The organism is Ruegeria sp. CL5, assembly GCF_056536485.1.
The window spans coordinates 1-819 of record NZ_JBQFPS010000038.1 but is presented as its reverse complement, the minus strand read 5'-3'; the positions used below and the strand labels follow the sequence as shown (position 1 = coordinate 819).

Sequence of the window (819 nt, the reverse complement as noted above, 5' to 3'; positions counted from 1 at the left end):
CGGTCTTGTCAGAAGAACTTGCCTTAAGGCGGGCAGGGGGCTTTCGTAGCTTTTGCCCATAACCAGACCTGCCTCTTTTAAGTACTTCAAAACCAGCCCAGAGATCATCCGCCTTGCGGTGATGCTGTATATTCGGTTCCCACTCTCGCTTCGGAATGTCGAAGATCTGCTGCACGAGCGAGGCATCGACGTGTGCCACGAAACTGTCCGATATTGGTGGAACCGGTTTGGGCTGGTGTTTGCATCAGAGATCCAAAGAAAGCGTGTGCAGCAGCTGCGCGCGTTCTCGAAATGGAAGTGGCACGTGGACGAGGTCTTCGTAAAGGTGAATGGCAAGCGGCATTATCTTTGGCGGGCCGTTGATCAAGAAGGCGAGATGCTGGAAGCCGTTGTTACCAAACGTCGAAACAAGCAAGCGACATTGAAATTCCTCAGGAAATTGATGAAGCGGCACGGTAAAGCTGAAACCGTCGTCACCGATCGCTTCGCGTCGTATCGGGCTGCTATCAGAGAGCTCGGCGCTACCGAAAAACAGCAGACGGGCAGGTGGCTCGATAACCGGGTTGAGAACTCGCACCTGCCGTTCCGACGACGCGAACGCGCGATGCAGCGTTTCAGGCGCATGCGAAGTCTACAGAAATTCGTCTCCGTCCGTTCCTCAGTATACAACCATTTCAACAAGGAAAGATCGCTCGCCAGCCGAGACACCTTCAAGCTGACGCGCGCCGCCGCTCTCGCCGAGTGGCGTCAACTTTGTTCCGGATAGGTTCGCGGTTTCTGCGGCAAACTGAGACTGGTTCGAATTAGTCTGACAGCACC

General features: G+C 54.7%; 2 protein-coding genes. One reads left to right on the top strand and one right to left on the bottom strand.

What is annotated here, in order from left to right:
- Positions 1 to 199 (bottom strand): hypothetical protein (locus ACR0IU_RS22285; protein ID WP_480717790.1); only part of this gene is annotated, 199 nt, incomplete at its 3' end.
- Here ACR0IU_RS22285 and ACR0IU_RS22280 point away from each other — a divergent pair.
- A complete protein-coding gene (locus ACR0IU_RS22280; protein ID WP_480717789.1) occupies positions 104 to 766 on the top strand; it encodes an IS6 family transposase in 663 nt (220 codons plus the stop codon). The two genes, ACR0IU_RS22285 and ACR0IU_RS22280, sit on opposite strands and share 96 nt — an antisense overlap.
- Positions 767 to 819 lie beyond the last annotated feature (53 nt).